Raw genomic sequence first — 20,940 nt, 5'->3', positions numbered from 1 at the left:
CTCTCCTGCAGAAATTGAACGGTGTGGTTGACTAGGGTGTCGCGCTGGGTTTGCCGCCTGCAGGCCGTACCGTCCACTGGAACTGGTCGTCCCACTGGTCGAAATACAGGTTGCCGCCTGCCCACTCGGCCTCGCCGCGCTGCGAGTCCACCGTTTCCGAGCGGAAGTGCTGTTTGGCCGGCACGAAGGCCTGGCCGAAATCATCGTTGAAGGCGATCCGGTAGCCGTCGATGCCGCCGAGATAGAAGTCGCGCAGTGCTGGCTGATCGCTGTCCAGCGCACCGGTGGTGACATCCATCGGCAGCCATCCGTAGGGCGCCAGGTACACCGCGCCCCAGTCGTGCAGGTTGTTGTAGCCGGTCACGTTGTCGGAGAACACGCGACCGGACTGCCAGCGCGCGGGAATGCCGTTCATGCGCAGCAGGGTGATCAGCAGCAGGGTCTGCTGGCCGCAGTCGGCATGGCCGGCCTGCAGCGCGTAGTCGCTGATGTTGCTGATCGTGGAATATTCGCGCGCGCCGGCCCAGGGGATCTGGTCGACTGCGCTGTACAGCAGGCGCACCACTTCATACGGCCGCGTCTCACCCTGCAGCACGCGTTCGGAAAACGCGCGCAGTGCCGGGCTGAAGCGCACATGCGGTGTCTGCTCGGCCAGGTACGGTGCCAGCGCCGCGTCGTTCGGGATGGGCTGCACCGTGCGCGGATCGATGGCGGTGTGGCGGGCACTGATGGTCAGGGCGTAGCGGATCTGGAAACGGGTCGGCTGCCCGGCCACGGCCGGCGCTTCCAGATAGGCCGTGCGCTGCAGCGTGCTGGCCGGGGCCAGCTGCGCGCCGGACGGTGAACTGCCGATCCACTGCAGCTGCTCCTGCTGGCCGGGAATCTCGCGCGGGTAGGGAATCCAGGCGCGCACCGTTTCGCCGGCCGGCACCGCATCGGCCTTCACCACCAGTGACTGGGTGACCTCCACGCGTTGCGGCAGCACCGAATCCTTGCCAGTGCGTTCGGCGGCGGCCACTACCCGCGCGTGATACGGCGTCAGCGTTTCGTACGGACCATCGGCCGGCATCGGGGCATCGGCACGGCGGCGTGCGCGGGCCTCGCTGCTGAGCCGGAACAGGTTGGACGGGGCACGGTTGAAGTACCGCCGCTCGCCATCGATATCCAGGTGCTCCAACAGTCCCTGCGCGTCCCAGCGCGCGAACTCGTCATCGCGCAGATCGGGGATCCAGTGGCGCAGTTTTTCCTTGGCCGCGGTTTCATCCAGGCTGAAGTCCAGGCGGATGCGCCGCATGCGCTCCTTCTGGAAGGCGGATGCTGCTTGGCGTGCCGCGCCCGGATGGCTTGCGAGCCAGGCGTCCAGATGGGTGCCCGCCTCGGCGAATCGCCCCTGGTCGATCATCGCAATCACCGCGTCCTCGGACACCGAACCGGGTATCGGCGTGGTCGCATCCGCTGCAGGCTGCGCCCACGCCATCGCCGCGCACAGGCAGGCGGCAGCAGGCAGCAACAGTTTGCGAACGACGGTATCCACAGCGACACTTCCCCAGCGCGGGTGGTAACAGCTGTGTAACACGCAGGGGATACCCGGTCAATAATTTATTCTTGCGTTCCGCTGCGAAAGGAATAACTATTCCAGCAGCTTTCAATGAGGGTAATCGCCACATGCTCCTGGCTTCCCGCCCCACACGCCGTGCCCTGATGCTGGCCGTGTGCCTGGCCTTCGGCAGCAGCGCGGCGTCGGCGCTCACGCGCGCGCCAGCCGCCACGCCGGATCCCGGCCCCGCCCTGCCCTATGTCATCGGCCTGCACGAGGCCTACCTGACGCCGCAGTACTGGGCCGCGCGGCTGCCTGGTGCCGATGCGCTGATCCTGGACCGCGCGCAGATCGCCGCGCAGAACGCGCGTATGCGCGCCGAAGACCCGCACATCCAGGACATCGCGGCATTGCCCGCATCGCTGCCCGCCGCTGCGCTGCGCGGATCGATCACCGCGCTGTCGCGCTGGCCGGCGCGCACGCTGTACGACGCCCACGGCGCCGCGATCCCCGCCGGCCAGCGCGCGGATATCGAAGCCAACCTGGCATTGGACGCACTGCCCGCCGCCACCACGCCGCAGTACGGGCTGGTGGTGCATCGCGCGGCGCTGCGCACCTTCCCGACCCGGCAGCGTGTCTTCAGCAGCCCCGAGAACTCCGACATCGACCGCTTCCAGGAATCGGCGCTGTTCCCCGGCGACAAGGTCGCGGTGGTCCACCGCAGCGCCGACGGGGCATGGCTGTTCGTGCACAGCGAGCGCTACAGCGCGTGGATCGAAGCACAGTACGTGGCCACCGGCTCCAAGCAGACGGTGCTGGGTTACGGCGCGACGGGTCCGTACCGGGTGATCACCGGCGCGGTGGCGCATACCGCGTTCACTCCCGAAGAGCCGCGCGTTTCGCGCCTGCAGCTGGACATGGGCGTGCGCCTGCCGGTGCTGGCGCAGTGGTCGCCGGCACACACGGTCAACGGCCAGCAGGCGCATGCCAGCTGGGTGGTGCAGCTGCCCGTGCGCGAAGCCGATGGTGCGCTGAGGCTGGTGCCAGCGCTGTTGCCGCGTTCGCAGGACAGCAGCGCCGATTACCTGCCGCTGACCCCGCGCACCCTGCTGACCCAGGCCTACAAGTTCCTTGGCGAGCGCTACGGTTGGGGCCACGACTACGACACCCGCGACTGCAGCGGCTTCGTTTCGGAGATCTACCGCAGTGCCGGCGTGCTGCTGCCGCGCAATACCAGCGCGCAGGGCATCAGCCCGGCGCTGGACCGCATCGCCTTCACCGACAAGGACACCGCCGCCCGCCGCGACCGCGCCGTGGCTGAGTTGCAGGTGGGCGACCTGGTCTACATCCCGGGCCACGTGATGATGGCCATCGGCCATGTAGACGGCCGCACCTGGGTGATCCATGACACCGCCGGTGGGAGCTGGAAAGGCGAGGACGGCACCCGCATCCAGGCGCACCTGAACGGCGTGTCGGTCACTCCCCTGGAACCGATGATGGCCAGCGATGACCTGCGCTACATCGACCGCATCACCAACATCCAGCGGGTCCGCCCGCAGCGCACGCCCCGGACCCCTTGATGAAGATCACCGATATCGAACTGGGCATGCTGCGCGTGCCCTTGAAGACGCCGTTCAAGACCGCGCTGCGCACCGTCGACACCGTCGAGGACGTGGTGGTGATGGTCCGCACCGACACCGGCCACACCGGCTACGGCGAGGCGGCAGCGACCGCGGTGATCACCGGCGACACGCACGGGTCGATCATCGAAGCGATCCGCCACTTCATCAAACCGCGGCTGGTCGGCCAGGACGTGGCCAACCTCAACCGCCTGTGTGGGCTGGTGCAGTCCTCGATGGAACGCAACAGCAGCGCCAAGGCGGCGGTGGAAATCGCCCTGTACGACCTGTGGGCGCAGCTGCACGGCGCACCGCTGTACCAGATGCTGGGCGGTGGCGATCCGGTGATCACCACCGACATCACCATCAGCGTGGACTACATCGACAAGATGGTGGCCGATTCGCTGTCCGCGCTGGATCGCGGATTCGAGTCGCTGAAGATCAAGGTCGGCAAGGACATCGGCCTGGACATCGAACGGGTCAAGGCCATCCATGCGGCAGTGGAAGGCCGCGCGCTGCTGCGGCTGGATGCCAACCAGGGCTGGACCGCCAAGCAGGCGGTGCATGCGATGCGTGCGCTGGAGGAGGCCGGGGTGGTGCTGGAGCTGCTGGAGCAGCCGGTCAAGGCCGCCGACATCGCCGGCCTGAAGTACGTCACCGACCGGGTCAACACGCCGGTGATGGCCGATGAAAGTGTGTTCAATCCCAGCCAGGTGATCGACCTGATCCAGCAGCGCGCTGCGGACATCGTCAACATCAAGCTGATGAAGACCGGCGGGCTGTCCAACGCGATCCGCATCGCCGACATCGCCGCCATCCACGGCGTGCCGTGCATGATCGGCTGCATGATCGAATCCAGCATCAGCGTGGCCGCCGCCGTGCATCTGGCCGTGGCCAAGAGCGATGTGATCACCAAGGTGGACCTGGATGGGCCGTCGCTGGGCCAGTTCGACCCGGTCAGCGGCGGGGTGACGTTCAACGAATCGGAAATCAGCATCAGTGACGCGCCGGGGCTGGGCATCACCGAGGTGCGTGGGCTGGAGATGCTCGCTTGAGTGCTGCTCGTGCCCGTAGCGCCGAGCCATGCTCGGCGGAAAACCGCGCGATGTCCTGCCGAAAGTCCGCCGACCATGGCGCGGCGCTACCGTGCACGCCGGATGCTGCTGCATGCCGCCGCTGCTGAAGATCCGCGCCGAGCGCGGGCAGATGTCGGCGATCGAGCGCCGCATCGCCGATTTCATCCTTGAAAACGCGCACCTGCTGCGCGATTACTCCTCCCAGCAGTTGGCCAGCGCCCTGGGTATCAGCCAGTCCAGCGTGGTCAAGTTCGCGCAGAAGCTGGGTTTCAAGGGCTATCCGGACCTGAAGTTCTCCATCGGCCAGGACGTGGCGCGCAGTGGTGCCGCACCGTCCTCAGCGCCTGCGGTCGCCGAAGGGCGGGATGGTTACCTGCGCATTGCCCAGGCCCTGCAGGCCAGCAAGGCGGCTGCCGAGGACGAAACGCGTGCGGCCAATCCGCAGGCCGACGTGGAGCGGATCGTCGCCCTGGTCGATGCTGCGCCGAAGCTTTTCGTGTACGGGCTGGGCGACGATGGCCTGTACGCACGCGAGTTCGCGATGCGGCTTTCCCTGCTGGGCATGCTGGTGGTGCACCATGCCGACCCGATCCTGATGCTGGCCAACCTGTCTGCCGCACGCCCCGGTGACGTGATGCTGGTGTTCTCCGAGTTCGGCAAGCTGCCGCAGCTGTCGATGCTGTCGCGGCAGTTCCAGGACCTCGGCGGCAAGGTGGTCTCCATTACACGCCACACCGCCAACCCGCTGCGCGCGCACGCCGATGCCTCGCTGGCGGTATGCGCCGAGGACCGTGCGCCGCACATGGCACAGGTGCTGTACCGTGCTTCCTTGCAGTCCCTGCTGGATTTTGTTTTCGTGCTGTTGTGCGACGCCAATCCGGATCGCAACCGCCAGCTGGCGGTGAACCTGGAACGCATCGAACACCTGCTGGATACCTGACCGGAGCCGCCCATGAAGTCGCTGTTGCGTTGCCTTGCCGTTGCAACCCTGTCACTGGCCGGTCCGGCGTGGGCAGCCAGCCCGCTGGACGGTGCCGGGCAGGTGGTGGTGGTCACCAGTGAAGGCTGGGACAGCACGCACGGACGCCTGCAGGCATTCACCCGCAGCGGCAGTGGCTGGAAGCCGGAAGGCGCCGCGTTCGACGTGGCCCTGGGCCGCAGCGGCAGCGCCTGGGGCATCGGCCTGCATCCGGCTACGTCAGCAGATGCGGCTTCGGTGGGTAACGTGGCTTCGGCGGGTGACGACCGTTGGTCGTCACGCTCCTCGGCCGGCACCCGTGACGACCAACGGTCGTCACCCACCGCATCTGAAGCACCCGCCTCCGGCCAGGCCACCAGCGGCCCGCGCAAGCGCGAAGGCGATGGCCGCAGCCCGGCCGGCGTGTTCGCGCTGGGCACCGCGTTCGGCTACGCCGCGCAGGCCGACACCGCCCTGCCGTGGCAGCCGATGCAGGAAAGCAGCTACTGCATGGACGTGCCGGACTCGCCGTACTACAACCGCATCGTCGATGCCGAACGGGTCGGCGCCGAGGCGGTGGAGGGTTCGACTGAACCGATGCGTCTGGACCTGCACAACGAGGGCGATGTGCGCTACCAGCAGGGCTTCGTCATCAACCACAACCCGCGCAACGTGCCAGGCCAGGGCAGCTGCATCTTCGCCCACCTGTGGCGCAGGGAAGGTGAGGCCACTGCTGGCTGCACCGCGATGACGGCCGCGCATATGCAACAGCTGTTGGCGTGGCTGGATGCGCGCCAGGGCCCGTTGTTCGTGCTGCTGCCGCGCGCCGAATACGTGCGCCTGCAGCACGCGTGGCAGCTGCCGGCCCTGGCCGCCGCCCACGGCCCCACACCGTGAGCGCGCCGGACACGCAACCCACGCCCAGCCTGCAGCGTGCGGTCAGCCGCTGGCAGATCGTCGGCCTGTCCATCAACGATGTGATCGGCAGCGGCATCTACCTGCTGCCGGCCGCGACGGTGCTGCTGCTTGGCCCCTTCAGCCTGTGGGGCGTGCTTGCTGCCGGCGTCGTGGTCGCGCTGCTGGTACTGTGCTACGCACAGGCCGCCAGCTACTTCGACGAACCCGGCGGCAGCTACCTGTATGCGCGCGAGGCATTCGGCCGCTTCGCCGGGTTCGAGATCGGCTGGATGATCTGGCTGACCCGCATCAGTTCGGCAGCGGCACTGAGCAACGCGCTGGCCGATGCGGTGGCGCGCTTCTGGCCGCTGGCCGGCAGCGGCGGCGGGCGGATCGCGGTGATCGTGTTGTCGCTTGCCTTCCTGACCGGTGTGAACATCATCGGCGTGCGCTCGGCGGCGCGTACCGGCGTGGTGCTGGTGATCGGCAAGCTGGTGCCGCTGCTGCTGTTCGTGGCCATCGGCGCGTTCTACATTGATCCGCAGCTGGCCTTCTCCGGGCAGCGTCCGGACCCGCATGACCTGCAGCGCATGGGCGAGGCGGCATTGTTGCTGCTGTACGCCTACGCCGGCTTCGAGAACATTCCCGCCGCCGCGGGCGAGTACCGCAATCCACGACGTGACATCCCGTTCGCGCTGATCACCATGATCATCACCGTCACCGTGATCTACGCCGCGGTGCAGATCGTGGCGCAGGGCACCCTGCCCGGCCTGGCCGGCTCGGCCACGCCACTGGCCGATGCCGCCGCAGGCTTCGGCGGGGAGGCACTGGCGCTGATCCTGACCGTGGGCGCGACGATCTCCATCCTGGGCACCAACAGCAACACGATGATGATGGGGCCCCGCTTCCTGTACGCCCTGGCCGCCGACGGCTACGGCCCGAAAGTGCTGGCACACGTGCACCCGCGCTTCCGCACCCCGGCCGCAGCGATCCTGTGCCAGGGGATCATCTCGCTGCTGCTGGCGCTGAGTGGCTCGTTCGTGCAGTTGGCGCTGCTGTCGATGACCACGCGGCTGTTCGCCTACATCGGCACGGCTGCCGCCGTGCTGGTGCTGGCCAAGCGCTATGCCGGCCGCCCAGGCGCATTGAAGCTGCCCGGCGGCCCCCTGATCCCGGTGCTGGCGCTGCTGCTGTGCCTGGCGCTGTTTGCCAGCGCCAGCTGGGCGAACATCCTGGCCGCGCTGGCCGCATTCGTGGTGGGCGCGGCGATCTACCTGTTCCCGCGCAAGGGCGGTTGATGCCGCGCTGGCCTGCGTAGTATCGAGCTTGCTCGACACCTGCGAGGAGGGCATTTCTCGAGCAAGCTCGACACTACGCAGGCGGGCCGGCTCTACGCTGCGCTCACACGCTGGGCCCGGGCCGTTAACCGGCCGGTCGTCAGGATGGAACCTCATCCAACGACCACAGACGGAGCTGACGAATGAGCCCCGATTACCAGATCCCCGGCCGTGTGCCGGAAGATGGCGTACAGCGCGAAGCCTTCGCCGACTATTGGCGCGAACGCTACCCGAGCGAACCCTACTACGACGCCAGCTCGTCCTTCGAGGACTATGAACCGGCCTACCGGTTGGGGCACCAGTCCCGCGCGCAGGATGTCATCCGCGCGTATGAGGAAGTCGAACGCGAGCTGCAGACGCGCTGGGCAGCCGAACGCGGCGAGAGCCGGTTGGAATGGCTGCAGGCACAGCATGCTGTAAAGCGCGGCTGGGAAGATGCGCTGCTCGCCAATCCGCGGCTGGACAAGGGTCCGACGCGCGGCATCTGATCCTTCCCCATGCTGCAGCGTCCCCTCATGCAAGGGGACGCTGCGGCGTGCACGGTCGCAATGGTATACAGAGGGGGTTGGCCATCCGCATCCCCGCCTGGAGGTACCCATGACCCGTAAGTTGCTTCTCACCCTGGCCATCGGCCTGACCCCGATGCTTGCCACCACTGCCTGCGGCGCCGCCGGTCCGGAGGCTGCCGCGCCCGCTGCCGCCGCTCCGGCACAGAAATCCTTCAGCGCATTCAACGCCACCGAGTTCGCTACGTTCGACGAACCCTGGGCAATGACCTTCCTGCCCGACGGCAGTGTGCTGGTCACCGAGAAGGCCGGTCGACTGCAGCACCTGGATCTCACCAGCAGGACCAAGCATGAAATCACCGGCGGCCCGAAGGTCGCCTATGGCGGCCAAGGCGGTTTCGGTGACGTGGTGCTGCATCCGGACTTCGCCAGCAATCAGCTGGTGTACCTGAGCTACGCCGAAGAAGGCAGCAACAACACGCGCGGTGCCGCCGTGGCGCGCGCAAAGCTGGTGCTCGCTGCCGATGGTGCCGGCACGCTGCAGGATCTTTCAGTGATCTGGCGGCAGGACGCGAAGGTCAGCGGCAACGGTCACTACGGCCACCGCATCGCCTTCGGTCCAGACGGCAAGTTGTGGATCACCTCCAGCGAGCGGCAGAAGTTCGACCCGGCCCAGGACATGGCCAGCAACCTCGGCAAGCTGATCCGCCTCAACGACGATGGCTCGGTGCCGGCTGACAATCCGTTTGCTTCGCAGGGGGGCGTAGCCGCGCAGGTGTGGTCACTGGGCCACCGCAACATGCTGGGCATAGCCTTTGATGCCAACAACAAGCTGTGGGTACACGAGATGGGCCCGGCTGGCGGCGATGAGTTGAACCTGATCACCCGCGGCGGGAACTACGGTTACCCGATCGTCTCCAATGGCGATCATTACGATGGTCGGTCGATTCCCGACCATTCCACCCGTCCCGAATTCGCCACGCCAAAGGTTACCTGGAACCCGGTGATTTCGCCGGTCGGCTTCATCATCTACAGCGGCGACCTGTTCCCGCAGTGGAAGGGCAGCGGCTTCATCGGCGGACTGTCATCGCAGGCGCTGGTGCGGGTGAGCTTCGACGGCGACAGCGCGCGCGAAGCCGAACGCTTCGACATGGCCGCACGCATCCGCGAAGTCGAACAGGGTCCGGATGGCGCGGTGTGGGTTCTGGAAGACGGCAAGAACGGCAAGCTGCTGAAGCTGACCCCGAAGGGTTGACCCCGGGTAGTGACGGCCGCTGGCCGTCATGCCTCGGTGGCAGCGGCTCCTGCCGCTGCCTTCGGCGCTGCCCGCATACCGGTCATTCCTGCAGGGCGACGACCTTGACTTCGGTGCGGCTGCAGGCCTTGTCCAGGCACGTCCCATTCAACCAAGCCTGGCCGTTGCCGATCATCACGCCCTGCTGGTTGGCAAACACGGTATCGAAGGACTGCGCGCTGATCGCACGCGCCACCGGCGCGGTGACGATGCGTTCGTAATCGCGCTGGAAGGTCGCCGCATCGGGCACCTCACGCTTACTGCCGCCGGTATCCACACGCAGCGGATAGCGCATCAGCGCGGCCACGGCGGCGCGGTCATCGCCAGCGATCCCCTGCTGCAACGCCTTGAACACGGTTTCGTACTGGTCGGCATCGCCAAGCACGCGCTCGATCCGCCCGCGCGCATCGCCATCACCCGCTGCGGCGGTATCAGCCGGTGCGTTCGGGCCGGATTCGGCCGGCGGCGCCTGGTCGGCATCAGCCGGCACGAACGGCGCGCTCGACGCGTTCGGCGACGGTGCCACGATCGGGTCATCCGGCGTTTCGGTCGGGCCCGCAGCGGCTGACATCGGCGCAGGTGCCGCCTCGGCAGGCGCGGCAGGCGCATCGGCCTGCGAACAGGCGACCAGCCAGAACGGGCTCGCCAGCAACAGCGGCAACTTCAATGAACGGGACAGGCGCATGCACGACTCCGGCAGGAACGAAGGCATCCAGCCTAGCCCGGCCAACGTGAGCCGGACATGCATGTCACGTGCAGGGACGCTGCGCCAAGCCGTGGCAGCGACAGCCCCCGCATCCGGACAGGCCGGACGCGTCACTCACTCAGCCAGCCAGCAGCTCGAACTGCACCGGTGAACCACTGATCGCCGATGCGCACACCCACAGATCGAACAGGCCCGCCTCGGCACGCAGCACGCCATCGCGCCCGGTGAAGGCCAGCTGCGAACGGTGCAGGGTGAAGCTCACTTCGGTGGACTCGCCCGGCTGCAGCATCACCTTGCGGAATTCCTTCAGTTCACGCACCGGCCGCACGCGGCTTGCCACGCGGTCGTGGATGTACAGCTGCACTACTTCTTCGCCGGCCACGCTGCCGGTGTTGGTCAGCGTGGTAGTGATGGTCAGCGTGTCATCCCAGCCGAGCTTGGCACTGCTCAGCTGCGGCACGCCGTAGGCGAAGCTGGTGTAGCTGATGCCGTGGCCAAACGCATACAGCGGCTCGTTGGGGATCTCGCGCCAGCGCGCCTTGAATTCGGACATGGTCGGCAGCTCCGGACGCCCGGTGCGCGGATGATTGTAGAAGTAAGGCTGCTGCCCGGACACCTGCGGGAAGCTCACCGGCAGGCGCGCGGACGGGTTGTAATCGCCGAACAGCACATCGGCCACGGCGTGCCCGGTCTGGGTGCCCAGGTACCAGGTGATCGCCACGGCCTGCGCGTTGCGCACCGCGCCCTGCAGGGCCAGCGCGCGACCATTGCGCAGCAGCACCACCATCGGCTTGCCGGCCATCGCGACCGCTTCGGCCAGCGCCTGCTGGGCAGGCGGCAAGGTGATTTCCACGCGCGACTGCGCTTCGCCGCTGTAACGCTGCGGCTCGCCCAGTGCCAGCACGACCACGTCGGCGCGCAGTGCGGCGGCCACGGCCGCTTCGATGCCACCGGCAATGCCGCTTTCCAGCTCGCAGCCCGGCACCACTTCCAGCAGCGCTTCATCGCCGATGGCCGCGCGTACGCCGGTTTCCAGGTCGACGTAACGGCTCTTGTCGCCGAACAGCGTCCAGCAGCCTTCGATGTTCTCGCGGTCCTGCACGAACGGGCCGATCAGCGCGATCTTCTGCCCGTCGCGGCGCAGCGGCAGCGCCGACTGTTCGTTCTTCAGCAGCACGATGGAGCGTCGAGCCGCGTCGCGCGACAGGTCGTCATGCGCGGCGATATGCGAATCGTCGGCTTCACGTGCCGGATCCAGCGAGCGGTACGGATCATCGAACAGGCCGATGGTTTCCTTGAGCCACAGGATGCGGCGCACGCCTTCGTCTAACACCGCCATCGGCACTTCGCCACTTTCCACCAGGCCGGGCAGGTGTTCGGCATAGAAGCCGCTCTGCATGCTCAGGTCCAGGCCGGCGGTGAACGCCTTGGCGGTGGCGTCGCGGTCATCGGCGGCATAGCCGTGGGCGACCAGTTCCATGTCCGCGGTGTAATCGGAAATGACAACGCCGGGGAAGTTCCACTCACCGCGCAGGATGTCGGTCAGCAGTTCGGCGTTGGCGCTGGCCGGCACGCCGTTGATGTCGTTGAAGGAGGACATCACAGTGACCGCGCCGGCATCGAAGGCGGCCTTGAACGGCGGCAGGTGCACGTCGCGCAGGGTCTGCGGGGAGATGTCCACCATGTTGTATTCCATGCCGGCCATCACCGCGCCGTAGGCGGCGAAATGCTTGGGCGTGGCCAGCAGCGCGTCGTGCGCACGCAGGTCATCGCCCTGGAAGCCGCGAACGCGGGCAGCGGCGAACGCACAGCCCAGCACCACGTCTTCACCGGCACCTTCCGCGCCACGGCCCCAGCGCTGGTCGCGGGCGATATCCACGGCCGGTGCGTAGGTCCAGTGCAGGCCGGCTGCGGTCGCTTCCACGGCGGTGGCACGTGCGGTGCGGCGCGCCAGTTCGGGTTCGAAGCTGGCCGCTTCGCCCAGCGGGATCGGGAACACGGTACGCATGCCATGGATGACATCGGCGGCCAGGATCACCGGGATGCCGAGGCGGCTTTCTTCGATCGCCACCTGCTGGATGCGGCGGCCCAGCTCCGCGCCGACGCCGTTGAACAGCGAGCCGACCTTGCCGTCACGCACCTGCTGCAGCACCTGGTCGGCGTTGCTGACGTTGGCTTCCGGGTTCACGTCCGGGGCAAAGGGACGAACCATGTCGGCGAACACGCCCAGCTGACCGACCTTTTCTTCCACGGTCATCTGCGCAATGAGGGTTTCGATACGTTCGGAAGCCACCGGGTGTCCTTGATGTAAACGTTTTCAGTGCCGGCATTCTAAAGGTACCGGGCACAAAAGTGCGCATCTTCTGCGTTCATGTTTTCTGCCCGCGCTGCTTGCGACGGCGCGGCGGGGTCAGCTTAAAGCATGCCGGGGGTGGGGGTGGCAGGCGGTTGCTGGGCACGTTCGGCCCGCACGTCCATCAGCATGGCGTCGCTGGAGGCCTGGAACACGCGCAGCCCGAACGCCGGCAGGATCGCCAGCAGGTGGTCGAAGATGTCCGACTGCACGCCTTCGTATTCGCCCCAGGCGGTGCTGCGGGTGAAGCAGTACAGCTCCAGCGGCAGGCCTTCGGTGGTGGGCTGCAGCTGGCGTACCAGCAGGGTCATGTCGGGGTTGATGCCGGGGTGGCTGCCGAGGTAGCGCTCCACGTAGGCCCGGAAGGTACCCAGGTTGGTGACGCGCCGGCTGTTGATGTCGCCCGCTCCGCGGGCGCGCAGTTCGGCGTTCCACTGCCCCAGTTCGGTGTCCTTGTCGCGCAGGTAATCAGCCAGCAGGGCGAACTGGCCGACCTGTGCCCGTGCCTGGTCATCCATGAAACCGACGCTGTGCTGGTCCAGGAACAGCGCGCGCTTGATCCGGCGGCCACCGGACTCCTGCATGCCGCGCCAGTTCTTGAACGATTCGGTGACCAGCTTCTTGGTCGGGATGGTGGTGATGGTCTTGTCGAAGTTCTGCACCGTGACGGTGTGCAGGGCGATGTCGATGACATCGCCGTCGGCATTCTGGCTGGGCATTTCGATCCAGTCGCCCAGGCGGATCCGGCCATCCCCGCTGATCTGCACGCTGGCCACCAGCGAAAGGATGGTGTCCTGGAAAATCAACATCAGCACCGCCGTGGCCGCGCCCAGGCCAGTGACCAGGTAACGCAGTTCCACACCGGCGAGCGTGGCCACGATCGCCAGCCCGGCAATCGCGAAAATGACGATCTTGGCGACCTGCAGGTAGCCCTTGATCGGCTTGTTGCGCGCGTCTGGCCGGCGTTCGTACAGATCGTTTGCGGCGTCCAGTGCATGCGACAGCGCCATCGAGACGGTCAGGATGGCCCAGGCCTGGCAGGCCGCGACGATGAACGCCACCAGCCCGACCGGCAGGTCCGGCACGTAGGCGATGCCGGAGGCGATGACCTGGCTGGGCACCACGTTCGACAGGCGTGAGATCACCCGCATTACATTGCTGCCGCGGCCGGAATCGGCCCCCGGCAGGCGCGCGAGCAGGCGGCGCAGACCACGCAGCAGGATGCGCTTGGTGACCCAGTTGGCCAGCGCGGCGGCGATCACCAGTGCCGACAGCATCAGTGCGAGATAGGCACCGGGATACGGCGCCAACGAATCCTGCAGGCTGTCCAGCCAGTTCACCACCACTACTGCATCCACGACCAGGTTGCCTCCGCTTTCTTCTGTCTGTCTGGGTTGCCGACCGGAATCGGCGCTATGGGATCAAGGGGCCCGTTGCCGTTCGATGATCACGCCGACCGAGCGCGCACCGCGCACCGCGCCAGGCTTGCTGAGCTTCAGCCGCAGCCACTGCACGTCGAATTCCTGCAGCACGATCTCCGCGCAGCGCTCGGCCAGGGTTTCCACCAGGCCGAAGTCCGACGCCCGCACGTACTCCTGCAGCCGGTTGCTGACGGCCTTGTAGTTCAGCGTGTGCTCGATGTCGTCGGTGGCGGCCGGACGACGGTTGTCGAAGCCCATTTCCAGGTCGAATACCAGCGTCTGGCGGATCCGTCGTTCCCAGTCGTAGATACCGATCAGGGCGTCGATCTCCAGCCCTTCGATGAATACCTTGTCCATGATGCCTGCCGCACGAAAGAGGCCGTCATGGTAACGGGACCCGCCGCGAGGTGCAGGGACGTGGGATGAACAGCGGGGCCTGGGAAAAAACAGAGGGCCCTGCTAGCGGGCCCTCTGGTACTGCCATTGTCCCCGGGGGGGACCGAGGTTTTCGGTCGCGATTCCCGGCGGCTCGTTGGGAAATCCTAAGCCCGGCCTGCCTGCGCTTCAATAGCCAAATACGACGGCACCAGACCGACCACCAGAATGCTGCGATTACTGACCGACAGTCCTACCCTGCCCTGATGGATGACCTGGATTCTCCAGGGCAGATTGGTCGGACCGCCTTTCGTATTCTTCCAGCCCATGCGCAGACAGATTGATCTGGAGCGACTCGTTTCGAAGGCGCGATGGTCGACCTACCTGCACGCAGCTGCGATGGCGGATACGTGCCCGACATTGCTCTATCTGTGGAACATGCGTCTTTGTGGCGCGTTGCTCATGCCACTGCATCTGGTGGAAATTCTTGTGCGGAATGCAGCTGCGGAAGCACTCGGGGCTCAGCACGGCCCCACGTGGCCGCACAGTGACGCCTTTCGCCGGCGACTACCGCAGGTCCATAGCGGGTACTGCGCCGGTACCGAGCTGGAGAAGGCGGTTCGCCGCTCCGCGCGGGTAGACGACGTAGTGGCTGGCCTCAGCTTTGCTTTCTGGCATCAGCTGTTTACCCGGCGGTTCGATCAGAGCCTCCGCAACCGGATCGCCCATCACGAGCCCATCTTCCACCGGGATATCAGGGCGGACCTCGCCGCAGCGACACGGATCATCCATTCCCGCAGTCCCTCCACTCTGGACTGGTTGCTGCACCACGAAGGTGCCACCTCGCTGCTCGCCACTTCACCGCTGGAGGGAAAGATCGCTCCCCCGCTGTAGCGGCCCATCACACCGCCGGTAGCGTCGCCATGTCCCAGCGCGGGGTAACGTCCACGCGCGGCGGATTGTGCTGGCCGGCCTGCAGCCGCAGTGCACCGGCAAAGGCGATCATCGCGCCGTTGTCGGTGCACAGCGCCGGGCGCGGGAAGCATGCCCTGCCACCCAGTTTGGCGGCCATTTCCTGCAGCCGCACGCGCAGGCGCCTGTTCGCGCCCACACCGCCGGCCACCACGATCACATTGGTGCCGGCCGCTTCCAGCGCGCGTCCACATTTGATCACCAACGTCTCGACCACGGCATCTTCGAAGCCGCGTGCGATGTCGGCGCGGGTCTGCTCGCTCTGATCGCTGTCGCGCCAGGCCAGCAGCACCTGGGTCTTCAGCCCGGAGAAGCTGAAATCCAGCCCGGGGCGGTCGGTCATCGGGCGCGAGAAACGGTAGGCGCCCGGGCGGCCCTGTTCGGCCAGCGCGGCCAACTGCGGGCCCCCCGGATACGGCAGGCCCATCATCTTGGCGGTCTTGTCGAAGGCTTCGCCGGCGGCATCGTCCAGCGTCTCGCCCAGCAGCCGGTACTGGCCGATGGCCTCCACCGCCACCAGCTGGGTATGCCCGCCAGACACCAGCAGGGCCACGAACGGCGCCTGCGGCGGGTCGTCTTCCATCAGCGGTGCCAGCAGGTGGCCTTCCATGTGGTGCACGCCCACGGCCGGCACTTCCAGCGCCCAGGCCAGCGAACGCGCCACCCCTGCGCCCACCAGCAGCGCGCCGACCAGACCGGGACCGGCGGTATAGGCCACCCCGTCGATGTCGCCGACGGTCATGCCGGCTTCGTCCAGCGTCTGCCGGATCAGTGGCAACAACTTGCGCACATGGTCACGGCTGGCCAGTTCCGGCACCACCCCACCGTATTCGGCGTGCAGCGCGATCTGGCTGTACACCGCATGGGCGCGCAGGGCTTCAATGCCGGTGAGGTCGGTGTCATACACCGCCACGCCGGTCTCATCGCACGATGATTCAATACCAAGGACTCGCATGTGGTGTATTATGCGCCCCCTGCGTGCTCCTCAGGGGCGATGCAGGCCCTTGAGATGCAAGAAAACCGGCCCGTATTCAGGCCGGGATGCTTGCATTTTGTCGAAGCGCCGCTATAATGTGCGGCTCGCCGGGTATAGACCCGGTTCTACACAGTGTCCGGAGATTCCATGCCCAGCGTCAAAGTCCGCGAGAACGAACCTTTTGAGTTTGCTCTTCGCCGCTTCAAGCGCACTTGCGAAAAGGCCGGTGTGCTGGCCGAAACCCGTAAGCGCGAGTTCTACGAAAAGCCGACCCAGGAACGTAAGCGCAAGGCTGCTGCTGCAGTGAAGCGTCAGCTGCGCCGTTCGTCGCGCGACGTTACCAAGCGTCAGCGCCTGTACTGATCGGACGCACTCATGGCGACAGGTTCTGCCTGTCGCGGTGGGGAAGAAGCCGGCACGCGCAAGCGTCGCCGGCTTTTTGCGTTCCCGGGCTGCCGCCACGGCGCCCCCTAATTAGCCTGACCCACGACATACGAGGTGCCCGATGAGCATGAAGCTGAAGCTGACCGACGACATGAAGGCCGCCATGAAGAGCGGCGACAAGCACACCCTGGGCGTGGTCCGCCTGATCAAGGCCGCCGTCCAACAGAAGGAAGTAGACGAGCGCATCGAACTGGACGACACCGCCGTGATCGCCGTGCTGGACAAGATGGTCAAGCAGCGCAAGGACTCGATCAGCCAGTACGAAGCGGCCAACCGTGAAGACCTGGCGCAGATCGAGCGCGACGAAATGGTCGTGATCGAGCGGTACCTGCCGGCCAAGATGGGCGAAGCCGATATCATCGCCGCCATCCAGGCCGCCGTAGCGGAGACCGGCGCGACCAGCCCGGCCGACATCGGCAAGCTGATGGGCGCACTGAAGCCGAAGGTCGCCGGCAAGGCCGACATGGGCCTGGTGTCCAAGCTGGTCAAGCAGCAGCTCGCAGGCTGACGCGAACACCTGCCCCGGTAGCGCCGAGCCACGCTCGGCGGACCGCGTCAGACCGCCTTGAAGCAAAGCCGCCGGGCGCCTCCCGGCGCCACCCTGCCCCACGCTTCACCCATTCTTCGACCTGCGGCTGGTAAAACAGCCCGCATGCCAGATCCGAATACCCCCGCCACCGCGCAGCCGCACAGCGCCGTCCCCGGTCCATTGCGCAAGTACGTGGACCGGCTCAACCGCAGCTTCCCGATGGCAGTGCTCAACCGCTTCATCGAAGTGGACGTGCTGAGCCAGGCCGCCGCCGTGTCCTTCTACGCCCTGCTGTCGATGGCACCGCTGCTGGTGCTGCTGTTGTGGCTGACCGCATCACTGTACCCGCCGGCCCAGCAGGCGCTGGTCGAGCAGATCGGCACCGCCGCCGGCAACAGCGTGGCGGTGGTCGCTGAAACCGTGTTGAAGAACGCCGACCAGCAACCCAGCATCGGCTCGCTTGCCGGTATCTGGAGCACCCTGCTGCTGTTCATCGGTGCCACGGCGGTGTTCGCCCAGTTGCAGGGCGCGCTCAACCTGATCTTCCGCACCAGCGGCGAGCGCCTGGACGGGCTGGCCGCCTGGCTGCGCAAACGCGTGTTCTCCTTCGGCGTGGTACTGGCACTGGGCCTGCTGCTGGTGGTGTCGATGACCGCCACCACCATGCTGCAGGTGGCCTTTGCGCAGCTGCCTTCGCTGCTGCCGGCGCTGGGTTACATCAGCACGCTGCTGCTGTATACGGTGGCCTTCGCCTTCATGTACCACTATCTGCCGGACCGGCGCGTGGCGTGGCGCCAGGCCTTCATCGGCGGCGCCATCACCTCGGCGCTGTTCGCCCTCGGCCGCTATGGGATCGGCGTGTACATCGCACAGGTCGCACCGGGCAGCGCGTACGGTTCGATGGGCGCACTGGTGATCTCGCTGGTCTGGATCTACTACGCCATGGTGGTGTTCTTCGTCGGTGCGCTGATGACCTCGGTGATCGACGAACGCCTGCGCGCGCAGAACCACCTGGCTGCAGCCGGCATCGTGCCGCCCAAGCCGGGCGCGGCCGCCGGCAACGGGTAAACTAGGCAGACTTCCCGTTCGCCCGCACTGCCTTCCGGCGGTGCCCTGCCGGTTGCCATGGCCCGCATTCCAGACGCTTTCATCGACGACCTGCTGGCCCGCTCCGACATCGTCGAGGTGGTGGGCAGCCGCGTGCCGCTGAAGCGCCAGGGCAAGGAATATGCGGCGCGTTGCCCGTTCCATGACGAACGCTCGGCCTCGTTCACCGTATCGCCCACCAAGCAGTTCTATCACTGCTTCGGCTGCGGCGCGCACGGCACCGCGATCAGCTTCCTGATGAACTACGACCGCCTCGAATTCCTCGATGCGGTGGACGAACTGGCCAAGCGGGTCGGCATGGAAGTGCCGCGCAGCGAGAACCCGCGCAGTGCGCAGCAGCAGGACGAAGGCCGCGAACTGTATTCGGCGCTGGATGCGGCCGCGCGCTTCTTCCAGAAGAACCTGGAAGACAGCGAGAAAGCCCGCACCTACCTGGACGGCCGCGGCGTGGACGAAGCCAACCGCACGCGTTTCCAGATCGGCTATGCGCCGGATGGCTACAGCGGGCTGCGCGATGCGCTGGGCAAGGACGAGCGGCGGATGAAGCTGCTCGACCGTGCCGGCCTGTTCTCCAAGAACGATCGCGGCCATGTCTACGACAAGTTCCGCGACCGGGTGATGTTCCCGATCTTCGACCGCCGCGGCCGGGTGATCGCCTTCGGCGGCCGCGTGTTCGAGAAGGACGACGGCCCGAAGTACCTCAACTCACCGGAAACCGCGCTGTTCCACAAGGGACGCGAACTGTATGGCCTATGGCAGGTGCGCCAGGCCAACCAGAAGATCGAGCGGTTGATCGTGGTCGAAGGCTACATGGACGTGGTGTCGCTGTTCCAGTTCGGGGTCACCCAGGCGGTGGCCACGCTGGGCACGGCGACCACGCCGGACCATGCCGAGCTGCTGTTCCGCAACGCGCCGGACGTGTTCTTCTGCTTCGATGGCGATGCGGCCGGCCGGCGCGCCGGCTGGAAGGCGCTGGAATCGGTGCTGCCGCGCATGAAGGATGGCCGCCAGGCCTTCTTCCTGTTCCTGCCCGATGGCGAGGACCCCGACACCATCGTGCGCAAGGAAGGCGCCGAAGCCTTCGATGAGCGCCTGAAACAGGCCACGCCGCTGTCGCAGTTCTTCTTCGACGAGCTGACCCGCGAGATCAACCTCGGTACGCTGGATGGCAAGGCCCGGCTGGCCGAGCGTGCGAAGCCGATGCTGGCGCAGATTCCCGATGGTGCCTTCGGTGACCTGATGAAGCAGCAGCTGGGCGTGCTGACCGGGCTGGGCGGCAACCCCGCGCAGCGTCCGCAGCAGGGCCCGCGCGCGACGTCGGGCCGCCCGGTCACGCCGGTGGCGAAACGCAGCCTGGTCCGCGCGGCGATCGCGATCCTGCTGCAGCAGCCCTCGCTGGCGATGTCACTGGGCGGGCAGCACCATTTCCACGGCCTGCGCCTGCCCGGCGTCGAGCTGCTGCTGGAGCTGCTGGCGCTGGTCGAACAACGCCCGGACATCAGCACCGGCGCGCTGCTGGAACACTTCGACGGCCGCGAGGAGCAGGCGTCGCTGCATACACTGGCGGCGCAGACGCTGGCCGGCGACGAAGCAAAGTGGACCGAAGAGCTGCACGATGCGGTGGGCCAACTGGAAAAGCAGCTGCTGTTCCAGCGCATCGAAGACCTTAACGCCAAGCAGCGACAACACGGCTTGGACGATACTGACAAATTCGAAATGCGCGAGCTGCTGAAGGCCCGCGCCAGCCTGCGCATCTGATCGCGTGGGCGCCTGCCAAGGAGCCTGCCTGACATGACACGCTGGTGGTCGCGACTGCGACCGGACAACTTCACCCTTGCCCTGCTGGGCACCGTGCTGCTGGCCTCGTTGCTGCCGATGACCGGCCCCGCCGCGCTGGTACTGGACGATGTCACCAACGTGGCGATCGGCCTGCTGTTCTTCCTGCACGGCGCGCGCCTGCCGCGTGAAGCGGTGATCGGTGGCCTGCTGCACTGGCGCCTGCACCTGCTGATCCTGGCCTGCACCTTCGTGCTGTTCCCCCTGCTGGGCCTGCTGCTCCATCCGTTGTCCGGCTGGCTGCTCACGCCGGAGCTGTACCTGGGCGTGCTGTTCCTGTGCACCCTGCCCTCCACGGTCCAGTCGTCCATCGCGTTCACTTCGATGGCGCGCGGCAATGTGCCGGCGGCGGTGTGCAGCGCATCGCTGTCGTCCATCCTCGGTGTGTTCCTGACGCCGCTGCTGCTGACCGCGCTGGCCGGCACCCAGGGCGGCATCCACAATCCGCTGCAGGCCATCGGCGGCATCATGCTGCAGCTGCTGGTGCCGTTCGTAGCCGGCCACCTGCTGCGTCCGTGGATCGCCGGTTGGGTGGAACGCCAGCGCGCGCTGCTGCGCTACACCGACCAGGCCACCATCCTGCTGGTGGTGTATTCGGCATTCGGTGCGGCCGTGACCGAAGGTCTGTGGTCGAAGACCCCGCTGATCTCGCTGGCCGCGGTCGCGGTGGTGGCGGCGGTACTGCTGGGCATCGCGATGCCGCTGATCACGCTGGCCGCACGCAAGCTGCATTTCAGCCGCGAAGACGAGATCGCGATCGTGTTCTGCGGCTCCAAGAAAAGCCTCGCCACCGGCATCCCGATCGCCAAGGTGTTGTTCGCCGGCGGCAGCCTCGGCGCGATCGTGCTGCCGGTGATGATCTACCACCAGATCCAGCTGATCGTGTGCGGGGTCATCGCCCAGCGCTACGCCAAAGAAGCGCGGTAAGCCGGTAACCCGGTAGCGCCGAGCCATGCTCGGCGGCTTTCTGCAGCGGCGCCTGAACCATCCCGCCGAG

The 20,940-nt window shown here is 66.8% G+C and carries 19 protein-coding genes; 13 read left to right on the top strand and 6 right to left on the bottom strand.

The features are described 5' to 3' along the window. Positions 1-31: 31 nt before the first annotated feature. Entirely contained in the window at positions 32-1,534 is a 1,503-nt protein-coding gene (locus IFT63_RS11240) for a transglutaminase domain-containing protein (RefSeq protein ID WP_192084228.1), read from the bottom strand. A gap of 131 nt (positions 1,535-1,665) precedes the next feature. On the opposite strand from IFT63_RS11240, the gene IFT63_RS11235 reads away from it, so the two are divergent. From IFT63_RS11235 to IFT63_RS11205, 7 genes are all read left to right on the top strand, one after another. After that, positions 1,666-3,117 (top strand): SH3 domain-containing protein, encoded by a 1,452-nt coding sequence (locus IFT63_RS11235; RefSeq protein ID WP_192084227.1) that lies wholly within the window; start codon positions 1,666-1,668, stop codon positions 3,115-3,117. Then, complete coding sequence (locus IFT63_RS11230) at positions 3,117-4,211, top strand: dipeptide epimerase (protein ID WP_101098693.1); 1,095 nt, start codon at positions 3,117-3,119, stop codon at positions 4,209-4,211. Before IFT63_RS11235 ends, IFT63_RS11230 begins: the two co-directional genes overlap by 1 nt. 112 nt (positions 4,212-4,323) lie before the next feature. Beyond that, positions 4,324-5,172, top strand: a complete 849-nt coding sequence (locus tag IFT63_RS11225; protein ID WP_042613544.1) for a MurR/RpiR family transcriptional regulator — start codon at positions 4,324-4,326, stop codon at positions 5,170-5,172. A gap of 12 nt (positions 5,173-5,184) precedes the next feature. Then, positions 5,185-6,087, top strand: a complete 903-nt coding sequence (locus IFT63_RS17580; protein ID WP_249404453.1) for a hypothetical protein — start codon at positions 5,185-5,187, stop codon at positions 6,085-6,087. Further along, positions 6,084-7,385, top strand: a complete 1,302-nt coding sequence (locus IFT63_RS11215) for an amino acid permease (protein WP_192084226.1) — start codon at positions 6,084-6,086, stop codon at positions 7,383-7,385. The genes IFT63_RS17580 and IFT63_RS11215 overlap by 4 nt, the downstream gene beginning before the upstream one ends. Before the next feature lie 182 nt (positions 7,386-7,567). Continuing rightward, a complete protein-coding gene (locus tag IFT63_RS11210; protein WP_192084225.1) occupies positions 7,568-7,912 on the top strand; it encodes a hypothetical protein in 345 nt (114 codons plus the stop codon). Positions 7,913-8,021: 109 nt separating this feature from the next. Further along, positions 8,022-9,185 carry a PQQ-dependent sugar dehydrogenase gene (locus tag IFT63_RS11205; RefSeq protein ID WP_192084224.1) on the top strand — a complete coding sequence of 388 codons (1,164 nt, stop codon included), beginning with the start codon at positions 8,022-8,024 and terminating at the stop codon, positions 9,183-9,185. A gap of 82 nt (positions 9,186-9,267) precedes the next feature. Here IFT63_RS11205 and IFT63_RS11200 read toward each other — a convergent pair whose 3' ends face one another. From IFT63_RS11200 to folB, 4 genes are all read right to left on the bottom strand, one after another. Further along, a complete protein-coding gene (locus tag IFT63_RS11200; RefSeq protein ID WP_192084223.1) occupies positions 9,268-9,909 on the bottom strand; it encodes a hypothetical protein in 642 nt (213 codons plus the stop codon). A 139-nt stretch (positions 9,910-10,048) separates the two neighbouring features. Further along, positions 10,049-12,223: a glycoside hydrolase family 3 N-terminal domain-containing protein gene (locus IFT63_RS11195; protein ID WP_192084222.1), complete on the bottom strand. Its 2,175-nt coding sequence runs from the start codon at positions 12,221-12,223 to the stop codon at positions 10,049-10,051. A gap of 122 nt (positions 12,224-12,345) precedes the next feature. Further along, positions 12,346-13,641, bottom strand: a complete 1,296-nt coding sequence (locus tag IFT63_RS11190) for a mechanosensitive ion channel domain-containing protein (RefSeq protein ID WP_320505336.1) — start codon at positions 13,639-13,641, stop codon at positions 12,346-12,348. A 63-nt stretch (positions 13,642-13,704) separates the two neighbouring features. After that, a complete protein-coding gene (gene folB, locus IFT63_RS11185; RefSeq protein ID WP_042613538.1) occupies positions 13,705-14,061 on the bottom strand; it encodes a dihydroneopterin aldolase in 357 nt (118 codons plus the stop codon). Between the two features lie 345 nt (positions 14,062-14,406). Between folB and IFT63_RS11180 the strand changes: the two genes are divergently transcribed. After that, entirely contained in the window at positions 14,407-14,973 is a 567-nt protein-coding gene (locus IFT63_RS11180) for a hypothetical protein (protein WP_192084221.1), read from the top strand. A gap of 7 nt (positions 14,974-14,980) precedes the next feature. On the opposite strand, the gene tsaD is transcribed toward IFT63_RS11180, so the two are convergent. Further along, complete coding sequence (gene tsaD / locus IFT63_RS11175; protein ID WP_042613537.1) at positions 14,981-16,006, bottom strand: tRNA (adenosine(37)-N6)-threonylcarbamoyltransferase complex transferase subunit TsaD; 1,026 nt, start codon at positions 16,004-16,006, stop codon at positions 14,981-14,983. A 168-nt stretch (positions 16,007-16,174) separates the two neighbouring features. On the opposite strand from tsaD, the gene rpsU reads away from it, so the two are divergent. The 5 genes from rpsU to IFT63_RS11150 all read left to right on the top strand — a co-directional run bounded on the left by rpsU (position 16,175) and on the right by IFT63_RS11150 (position 20,870). Next, complete coding sequence (gene rpsU, locus IFT63_RS11170) at positions 16,175-16,390, top strand: 30S ribosomal protein S21 (RefSeq protein WP_002808376.1); 216 nt, start codon at positions 16,175-16,177, stop codon at positions 16,388-16,390. 142 nt (positions 16,391-16,532) lie between these two features. Further along, positions 16,533-16,979, top strand: a complete 447-nt coding sequence (locus IFT63_RS11165) for a GatB/YqeY domain-containing protein (RefSeq protein WP_042613536.1) — start codon at positions 16,533-16,535, stop codon at positions 16,977-16,979. A 240-nt stretch (positions 16,980-17,219) separates the two neighbouring features. Further along, on the top strand, positions 17,220-18,068 hold the full coding sequence (locus IFT63_RS11160) for a YihY/virulence factor BrkB family protein (protein ID WP_235306041.1): 849 nt from the start codon (positions 17,220-17,222) through the stop codon (positions 18,066-18,068). A 57-nt stretch (positions 18,069-18,125) separates the two neighbouring features. After that, the gene (gene dnaG / locus IFT63_RS11155) at positions 18,126-19,865 is read left to right on the top strand and encodes a DNA primase (protein ID WP_042613534.1); all 1,740 of its coding nucleotides are present in this window, start codon (positions 18,126-18,128) and stop codon (positions 19,863-19,865) included. Between the two features lie 33 nt (positions 19,866-19,898). Next, on the top strand, positions 19,899-20,870 hold the full coding sequence (locus tag IFT63_RS11150; protein WP_192084220.1) for a bile acid:sodium symporter family protein: 972 nt from the start codon (positions 19,899-19,901) through the stop codon (positions 20,868-20,870). The last annotated feature ends 70 nt before the right edge of the window (positions 20,871-20,940 follow it).

The sequence above is a fragment of the Stenotrophomonas sp. CFBP 13724 genome (assembly GCF_014841975.1).
GTDB classification, from domain to species: Bacteria; Pseudomonadota; Gammaproteobacteria; order Xanthomonadales; family Xanthomonadaceae; genus Stenotrophomonas; species Stenotrophomonas lacuserhaii.
This window is presented reverse-complemented; position numbering and strand designations above follow the sequence as displayed.